Annotated in this window: 7 protein-coding genes; 5 read left to right on the top strand and 2 right to left on the bottom strand. The window is 62.1% G+C overall.

The features are described from left to right. Nucleotides 1–29: 29 nt before the first annotated feature. Nucleotides 30–1,547: an anthranilate synthase component I gene (gene trpE, locus AC1P6P_RS08435; RefSeq protein WP_481401996.1), complete on the bottom strand. Its 1,518-nt coding sequence runs from the start codon at nt 1,545–1,547 to the stop codon at nt 30–32. Between the two features lies 1 nt (nt 1,548). Beyond that, a complete protein-coding gene (locus AC1P6P_RS08430) occupies nt 1,549–3,435 on the bottom strand; it encodes a peptidylprolyl isomerase (protein WP_481401995.1) in 1,887 nt (628 codons plus the stop codon). Between the two features lie 103 nt (nt 3,436–3,538). On the opposite strand from AC1P6P_RS08430, the gene tpiA reads away from it, so the two are divergent. The 5 genes from tpiA to AC1P6P_RS08405 all read left to right on the top strand — a co-directional run bounded on the left by tpiA (nt 3,539) and on the right by AC1P6P_RS08405 (nt 8,297). Continuing rightward, nucleotides 3,539–4,279: a triose-phosphate isomerase gene (gene tpiA, locus AC1P6P_RS08425; RefSeq protein ID WP_481401994.1), complete on the top strand. Its 741-nt coding sequence runs from the start codon at nt 3,539–3,541 to the stop codon at nt 4,277–4,279. 130 nt (nt 4,280–4,409) lie between these two features. Beyond that, nucleotides 4,410–5,387 carry a response regulator gene (locus AC1P6P_RS08420; RefSeq protein ID WP_481401993.1) on the top strand — a complete coding sequence of 326 codons (978 nt, stop codon included), beginning with the start codon at nt 4,410–4,412 and terminating at the stop codon, nt 5,385–5,387. Between the two features lie 161 nt (nt 5,388–5,548). Beyond that, on the top strand, nt 5,549–5,908 hold the full coding sequence (gene secG, locus AC1P6P_RS08415) for a preprotein translocase subunit SecG (RefSeq protein WP_481401992.1): 360 nt from the start codon (nt 5,549–5,551) through the stop codon (nt 5,906–5,908). Between the two features lie 112 nt (nt 5,909–6,020). Continuing rightward, nucleotides 6,021–7,649 carry a CTP synthase gene (locus tag AC1P6P_RS08410; RefSeq protein ID WP_481401991.1) on the top strand — a complete coding sequence of 543 codons (1,629 nt, stop codon included), beginning with the start codon at nt 6,021–6,023 and terminating at the stop codon, nt 7,647–7,649. Nucleotides 7,650–7,661: 12 nt separating this feature from the next. Further along, nucleotides 7,662–8,297: a hypothetical protein gene (locus tag AC1P6P_RS08405; protein ID WP_481401990.1), complete on the top strand. Its 636-nt coding sequence runs from the start codon at nt 7,662–7,664 to the stop codon at nt 8,295–8,297. Nucleotides 8,298–8,478 lie beyond the last annotated feature (181 nt).

Here is an 8,478-nt window from a genome sequence, read left to right as displayed (position 1 = left end):
CACAATTCACTATTCCCTACTCACTTTTTTTATTGCCCCCGCTTGGCCGCGTTGGCAAAGCGGACCGCTTCATCGGCGGCGGTCATCAGGGCTTTTGCCTTGTTGACGGTTTCCTGGAACTCGCTTTCCGGCACGCTGTCGGCGACGATGCCGCCGCCGGCCTGGACGTACATGGTGCCGTCCTTGACCAACGCCGTGCGCAGCATGATGCAGGTGTCCATCGTGCCGTCGCAGGCGAAATAGCCGACCGCGCCGGCATAAGCGGCGCCGCGCTTTTCCTTCTCGAACTCATCTATGATTTCCATGGCACGGATTTTCGGCGCACCGGTAAGGGTTCCTGCCGGCAAGCCCGCCGCCAAGGCATCGACGGCATCGAGATCGTCGCGGATCACGCCTTCGACGTTCGACACCAGATGCATCACATGGCTGTAGCGCTCGATGAAGAAACTGTCGGTCACCGTCACTTCGCCGACCTTGGCAATGCGGCCGACGTCGTTGCGGCCAAGGTCGATCAGCATCAGGTGCTCGGCGCGCTCCTTGGGATCGGCGATCAGTTCGGCGGCGAGGCGCTTGTCTTCTTCCGGCGTGGCGCCGCGCGGGCGCGTTCCGGCGATCGGGCGGATCGTGACTTTGCCGTCGCGCAGTCGCACCAGCACTTCCGGGCTCGATCCGACGATCGAAAAGCCGGGCAGGGCGAGATGATAGAGGAACGGCGACGGATTTAGCCGCCTGAGCGCGCGGTAGAGCGAGAACGAGGGCAGGGTGAACGGCCGGCGGAAGCGCTGGCTGGGGACGACCTGGAAGATGTCGCCCGCCAGGATATACTCCTTGGCCTTCGCCACCATGACCATGTACTCGTCATGGGTCATGTTGGACTGCACCGGGCCGCTCGGCAGATTGTCGGGCACCGGCGCCACCGGCAGCGGCCGTTCGAGGTCGGCGATGGTGTCGTTGATGCGCTCCGCCGCGCGGGCATAGGCGGCACGGGCGTCCGCTCCTGCTTCCGGCCACACCGGTGAGACGATCAGGATTTCATCGCGGACGGTATCGAAGATCGCCACGATGGAAGGTCGCATCAGGATGGCGTCGGGCAGCCCCAGCGTATCGGGCGGGACGTTGGGCAGCTTTTCAATCAGCCGGACCATGTCGTAGCCGAGATAGCCGTAGAGACCCACCGCCATCGGCGGGACACCGTCGGGCAGGGCAAGTTTGGTTTCGTTGAGCAGCCGCCGCAGCGAATTCAGCGGATTGGTTTCCGTATCCGGCTCGAACAGGTCGGGCGTCGCGCGGGCGGTGCGGTTGATCTCGGCCTTGCCGTTCCAATAACGCCAAATGAGGTCGGGCTTGAGGCCAACGATGGAGTAGCGCCCGCGGGCTTCGCCGCCTTGTACGCTCTCGAGCAGGAACGCGTTCTGGCGGCCTTCGGCGAGCTTCAGATAGGCGGAGACGGGCGTCTCCAGATCGGCGACGAGGCGCGCATACAGAACCTGCGCCTCGCCGGCCTGGTATTTGGCGGCGAAACTCGCGAATTCGGGAAGGATCGACATCTTACTGCGCCTCGGAGCCCTGGACGCTGTCGATATTCTTCTTGTTGTAGTCGACCTTCTGATCAACGCGCTGCTGGGCGATATAGCTTTCACTCATCGTGCCGCCGACTTGGCCGGCGAGCTGGCGCAACGCCATCAGGTATTGCGGGCTCTTTTCGGGCAGTGCCGGATGGACGATGCCGGTGATGCGAGCGATGACATAGCCGCCGCCGGACGCGCGCGGACCGAGCGCCGCCTGGCCCGGGCCGACCTGGAAGATCGCTTGTACCAGAGGCGTTCCGAAGGTCGCATCGGCAAATCCGTGCGGAATCGCGGGACTCTTCTGGACGGTGGCGCCGATCGCCTTGGCGGCGTTGTCGAGCGTGCCTTCACGGTTGACCTGGGCGGTCAGTTCCTGCGCCTTCTTCTTGAGGAGAGCGGCGCGTTCCTGCGCCATCCACGCGGCGAGGGCGCGGTCGCGCACCTGATCGAGCGGGCGCAGCTTCGGCGGCGTCGTGCCATTGACGGCGACGACATAAACGACCCCGGACTTGGCGGTTTGCGGGTCGCCTTCTTCACCGGCCTCGGTGCGGAACACGAGGGCCCGGAAGTCGGCATCATCGGGGGCGGCCGTCTTCTTGCCATCGGGGCCGAGGCCCTGGGCGTCGATCGCCGCGACCCGTCCGGTATGCATGCCGACCTTCTTGGCCGCTTCGGTCAGATTGGCGCCTTTGCTCGATTCATCGGTGTAGGCGTTCGAAATGTCCGTGAGCTTGGCCATCGCGAGCTGTTCGAGAATCTTGCCGCGGATTTCCTCTTTTGCCTGGTCGAGGGTGCGGTTGACGCCGGGGGTGATCGCCGTGACCTTGAACAACGCCCACTTGCCGGCCGGGGTCTTCTGCGGCGCAGCGACGCCGTTTTTGGCAACCGCAAACACGGCCTTGCCGGAGCTGCCGAGATCTTCCTCGGTCATGGTCGCCTGCGGCACCGCCTTTTCGCCGGCCTCGTTGGCAAGGTCTTCGAACTTGCCACCCGTGGAGGCCTTGTCGAAGGCAGCCTTGGCGGCGGCTTCGGTGGTGAAATTGAGCTGCAGTACGTCGCGCTTTTCGGGGATGACGTAGGTGCTCTTGTTTTCCTCGTAGGCCTGCTTGATCTGATCGTCCGTGACTTTGAGGCCGGCCGAGACGTCCGACGGCGCGATCCAGGCATAGTTCACATCGCGGTATTCTGGCGTCGAGAACTGATCGGTATGGGCTTTGATATAAGCCTGCAGCGTGGCGTCGGGCGGTGTCGGTATGGCACCGAGGGCTTTGTCCTCAACCACGATGTAGTCCGCGGCGCGGGTCTCGAAGAAATAGGCAAACAGATATCTGGCGTAACCCGGCGGCAGCGTGAATCCATCCTCAAGCGCGCGGGAGAGCTGCGAGCGGGCCATGTCGGAGCGAATCTGCTCGATGAAGCCTTGCTCGGAATAGCCGAAGCGCTCGATGGCGCGCTGGAACACTTGGCGGTCGAACTGGCCGGTCAGGCCCGCGAAGCCGGAGTAGCGCTGGATTGACGCGGTGACGGCCGCGTCGCTCACGGTGAGCCCGAGCTTATGCACGACATTGTCGAGCGCCGTCGTCGCAATCTTCTGTTCGAGCACGATGTTGCCCAAACCGAGCTTGCGGGCTTCATCGTCGGTCAGGGTCTGGCCGGTCCGGCGCATGCCCTCTTCGCGCATCGCGTTGCGGTAGTCGCGGCTGAACTCGCCCTTATCAATCGCCGTGCCGCCCACTTTGGCGACGGAATTGTCCTGCTGGGCGCTGATGACGTCGCCGACGCCCCAGGACACGAACGTGAGCGTCAAAAGCCCCAAGAAGATGTTGGCGATCCACGACTTGGAGTATTTCCGCATTTCTTGAAGCATGGCGTGTCCGTTTCTGGCCGGGTTCTGGTTACCGAGGGCGATGAAATCGCATAGCGGTGGAAGGCGGCGGATGATAGGGAGACCCCTTCTTAACGGCAAGGAGATGCGCTTGTTGATCGCAGGAAACTGGAAAATGAATGGCCTGGAGGCCTCCATCGTGGAGGTTAAGGCCCTGATCGCCGGGCTGAAGCCCCGGGCGGATGTCAAAGTGGTGATCTGCCCGCCCGCCACGCTGATCGAGCGGGTGGCCAAGGCTGCGGCAGGATCGACCGTGGGAATCGGTGGTCAGGACTGCCATCCGAAGGTTTCGGGCGCTTTCACGGGCGATATTGCACCGGAAATGCTGAAGGATGCCGGGGCGACCTGGACGATCGTGGGCCATTCCGAGCGGCGCCAGTACCACGCCGAATCGGACGAACTGATCGCCTCGAAGGCTCAAGCGGGCTGGCGGGCAGGCCTGGGCGTCATGATTTGTATCGGCGAGACCGAAGCCGAGCGTCTGGCAGGCAAGGAAGAGGCGGTGGTCAGCCACCAGCTCGCCCACAGCGTGCCGGCGGATGCCGCTTCGCAGGTCGTCGCCATTGCCTATGAGCCGGTCTGGGCGATCGGCACCGGCCGTACGCCGACCAACGACGACATCGCCAAAATGCACCGCCATATCCGCGCGGAACTGGTCAAACGCTTCGGCGATGCCGGTGCCAAAATCGAAATCCTCTACGGTGGCTCCGTTAACCCGAAGAACGCCAAAGAGATCCTGGCTCAGCCGGAAGTGGGCGGGGCGCTGGTCGGCGGCGCCAGCCTGAAAGCCGCCGATTTCCTGACCATCATCAACGCCGCTCCATAAGGCGCCAGGCCCATCCTGGGTACCGGCGCGCGCGAAAAAGCCGCGCCGGTATAGGCCTTTAACCAATGCGGCCCACCATTCCTTAACCCGCGAACCGCCAAACTCGGCGCGGGTAGAATGGTGGGCCGGAATGGCAAGGCTCAGTTACGAGACCGCGGACACGTTGATTTACGATCCGGTGGCGACGCACAGGAATGCGACGCGCGCGGTTTTGTACACGCTTGGATTCCGCAACATCGAAGCGGTGTCGACGCTCGACGCGTTTGGCGACTCCATCAAGAAGTGCTCTCCCGATTTGGCGTTATGCGAGGCCCAGGGGGCCGACGCCGAACTCTGCGACATGATCCAGCACATGCGTCAGGGCACGGGCGGGCATGCCAATCCGTTCCTGGTGATCATCGTAACCGCCTGGCAGAAAACCCACGCTCTGGTGAGCCGGGTCCTGAATTCAGGTGCTGACGATCTTATCCTGCGGCCGTTTTCGGTGAACCAGCTCAAGGCCCGCATCGACACCCACGTCGAACGCCGCAAGCATTTTGTCATCACCCATGATTACGTCGGCCCCGATCGCCGCAATGATCCATCGCGCGCCTCGAGTGTTGAGCCGTTCATGCCCCCTAATTCTTTGAAAATGAAGGCGAAAGATGGGTTGACCGCCTACGAGACCCAGACCCGGTTGCACCGCGAGCTTCTGGTCGCCAAGGACACGCTCAACATCGAGAAGTTGCGCCGCGATGCCTTCCAGATCTGCGTGTTGTGGCGGCTGCTGCAGGAGCCGGACGACCCGGGCACGGCCATGCATCTGGTCAAGCTCGCCAATATGACGCAGTCGATTGCCAAACGCTGTCGGGTGACCGAGTTCGAAGCGGCCCAGGAGTGGTGCGATTCGGTTCAGGCAGCGGTGGAGGGCCTGCACTTTGGCGTCGACCGCAATGCCTCAATGCACCTGCTCGGGCATGCAGCGCTGAACCTGAACCAGCTGTTACAGCCTGAAACGCCTAAAGCCGATCACCTCAAGGCGATCGAGCAGACGGTGGCGATGATCCGGGCCCGCGCCGTCGGCCGCTCCAGTGCCGACGATCCGCTGCTAAAGGCCGGCTCAGTTTGAGCCGAACGCCGGTGCAGGACAACTTTCCTTTCTCGACGCCGAACGGTAGTGGCCCACAAGCCGGGCTGACGCGCGAGATGATGGCGGCCTTTAGGCCGAAAGGGCACCTTTCCAATCGGGATTTTCTCCTCTAAAAGCCGGGCTTCCGGAAAGGTCCAGGTATGCAAACCCTCCTGTTGGTCATTGAACTCGTCGTCGCGGTCCTTTTGATCGTGTTTGTCCTGCTGCAGCGGTCCGAAGGCGGCGCGCTCGGCATCGGCGGCGGTGGTGGCGGCGGCGGCGGTTTTGGCGGCCTGTTCAGCCCGCGCGGAGCAGCGGATACCTTGACGCGAACGACGTCATGGCTCGCCGTCGTGTTTTTCGTTGTTTGCCTGGCTTTGAACCTTCTGGTGGCCCGTGGCCACCGCCAGCAATCCATGCTTGATTCGCGGCCGGTTCCGACTCGGACCGTCCCAGCGACGCAACGGCCGGTCCAGCCGGCGCCCGCGCCGCAGGGCCCCGCGGTTCCGACGCCTCACTAACAGTAGTCATTTCAGCAGCTTGACTAGGGCGCCTGAGACAAAGTTTCAGGCGAGAAAAATCTCTGATGTTTGTGCTTGAGACTCCGCAGCTTCTTCGACATGTTGGCCTCCCATGGCGCGGTTAATCTTCATTACTGGCGGCGTGGTTTCTTCCCTCGGAAAAGGCCTGGCCTCCGCGGCTCTTGGAGCCCTCCTGCAAGCGCGTGGCTACAAAGTCCGCCTGCGGAAACTCGACCCTTATCTCAACGTCGATCCGGGGACGATGAGCCCCCACCAGCACGGCGAGGTCTACGTCACCGATGACGGGGCCGAAACTGATCTGGACCTCGGGCACTACGAACGCTTTACGGGCGTAGCGTCTTCGAAGGCCGACAACATCACGTCGGGCCGGATCTACCAACAGGTGATCGAAAAGGAGCGCCGCGGCGAGTATCTCGGCCGCACCGTGCAGGTGATCCCGCACGTCACCGACATGATCAAGGAATTCATGATGGCAGGGGCCGACGACGTCGACTTCCTGCTGTGCGAGATCGGCGGCACGGTCGGCGACATCGAAGGCCTGCCGTTCTTCGAGGCCATCCGCCAGCTCGGCAACGATCTGGGGCGCGAAAACCACGCCTTCATTCACCTGACGCTGATCCCTTATCTGCACGCCGCCGGCGAACTGAAGACCAAGCCGACGCAGCACTCCGTGAAAGAATTGCGCGCCATCGGCATTCAGCCCGATATTCTTCTGTGCCGCTCGGAGAAGCCGATTCCGGAAGACGAGCGCAAGAAGATCGGCCTGTTCTGCAACGTGCCGAAGGAACGCGTCATTCCGGCGCTCGACCTCAAGACCATTTACGAGGCGCCTAAGGCCTATCACGACGTCGGTTTCGACGTGGAATTGCTGAAGGTGTTCGGCATCACCGATGCGCCGCAGCCCGATCTCACCAAGTGGGACTGGGTGGTCGATCGGGTGAAGAACCCCGAAGGCGAAGTGCGCATTGCCGTCGTCGGCAAGTACATGCAGGTCAAGGATTCTTACAAGTCCCTGTCCGAAGCGCTGGCGCATGGCGGGCTCGCCAACAACGTCAAGGTCCGCATTGAGATGATCGACAGCGTGATCTTCGAACGCGACGATGCCGCCACGTTCCTGGAAGGCGTCAACGGCATCCTGGTGCCGGGCGGCTTCGGCGAGCGCGGCGTCGAAGGCAAGATCGCAGCGGTGAAGTTCGCCCGCGAGCACAAGGTGCCGTTCTTCGGCATCTGTTACGGACTGCACATGGCGGTGATCGAAACCGCGCGCAACCAGTGCAAGCTGGAAGACGCCAACACGACCGAGAACGGCAATCCACGCCATCCCGTCATCGCGCTGATGACGGAATGGATCCGTGGCAACCAGCTCGAACATCGCGACGCCGGCACCGACCTCGGCGGCACCATGCGGCTTGGGGCCTATCCGGCGGCGCTCACCGAAGGCAGCCGCGTCGCCGAAGTGTATGGCACGACGACAATCTCCGAGCGCCACCGCCACCGCTACGAGGTGAACACGAACTACACGAAGCAGCTCGCCGAGCATGGACTGGTCGTTTCCGGCTGGTCGCCCGACGGCAAGCTCCCCGAGATCATGGAAATCCCGACCCACCCGTGGTTCATCGGCGTCCAGTTCCATCCCGAACTGAAGTCCCGCCCCTTCGCCCCGCACCCCCTGTTCAAGGGCTTCATCGCGGCGGCAGTGAAACAGGGCAGGTTGGTGTGAACTGAGGTAGTAATGAGCTTCATATCGCCGGATCGATTTCTGTCGGTTACGATTGCTCGCGCTGCCCAATGCGAAGTCGACGAAGCCGTCCGACTCATTATCGCCCGGCTGAACCTGAAATTCCGTGTTACGTCGGGCGATCTGGACCTTCGTAGTATCTATGACATCGAGCCGCCCGCGGGCGGCGCACATCTGAGTGAACTCGCGCTTTGGACACCTAAGAGCAATCCATCGACATCCGCATACATCACGAACCTTCGTGATGGTTGGAGTTCGATGTCATATTTGGTGTCGAAGGAATTGAGGCATTTCCAAATTCAAATCATATCGACGCGCGACGGCGCCGAGTTTCCTCAGCACATGTTCCAACTCTGGCGCGGCGGGGTACTCGATCGTTCGGTAATGGTTATGCGCGATAGCGATAGTTGGGTATTTTTTGAAAAGGGTCTGCTCGAAGAATTCGAGGAAACAAACCTCTATCGCCGCAGATTTAAGCGCGAACGTCTCGACCGCGTAGTGTTGCTCAGGTACCTGGAATGTCTCGGGTTTGATCTCAATGATCCGCTGTTTTGGACTGCAGCTCGGCCATGCACATTATTTCGTCAGTCGATCAAACCCACGCAGTCATCCCCGGCCGAGCAAGCGTAGCGCAGCGAGGGGACGGGGATGATGGGTGAGATTAAGGCAATGGGGGGCTCGGCATCTGCCGCGACGCCACCGGTCTGGAGACCACGATTACGGTAAAGAACGCCGTCGTAGTGCCGAGCAAAGACCCGGCCACGCTGCAATTCAGGACCTTGACGATCGAGGTTGCGTTGAAGAGCGGGCG

This window comes from Rhizomicrobium sp. (assembly GCF_056722145.1).
Note: the sequence above shows the minus strand (reverse complement) of the source record. Positions and strands in the feature narration are given on the sequence as shown.

What these genes read in the sequence shown, in the direction of transcription:
- AC1P6P_RS08430 (WP_481401995.1), bottom strand. Translation starts at nt 3,435, where the DNA reads ATGCTTCAAGAAATGCGGAAATACTCCAAGTCGTGGATCGCCAACATC.
- AC1P6P_RS08410 (WP_481401991.1), top strand. Translation starts at nt 6,021, where the DNA reads ATGGCGCGGTTAATCTTCATTACTGGCGGCGTGGTTTCTTCCCTCGGA.
- tpiA (WP_481401994.1), top strand. Translation starts at nt 3,539, where the DNA reads ATGCGCTTGTTGATCGCAGGAAACTGGAAAATGAATGGCCTGGAGGCC.
- AC1P6P_RS08405 (WP_481401990.1), top strand. Translation starts at nt 7,662, where the DNA reads ATGAGCTTCATATCGCCGGATCGATTTCTGTCGGTTACGATTGCTCGC.
- AC1P6P_RS08420 (WP_481401993.1), top strand. Translation starts at nt 4,410, where the DNA reads ATGGCAAGGCTCAGTTACGAGACCGCGGACACGTTGATTTACGATCCG.
- secG (WP_481401992.1), top strand. Translation starts at nt 5,549, where the DNA reads ATGCAAACCCTCCTGTTGGTCATTGAACTCGTCGTCGCGGTCCTTTTG.
- trpE (WP_481401996.1), bottom strand. Translation starts at nt 1,547, where the DNA reads ATGTCGATCCTTCCCGAATTCGCGAGTTTCGCCGCCAAATACCAGGCC.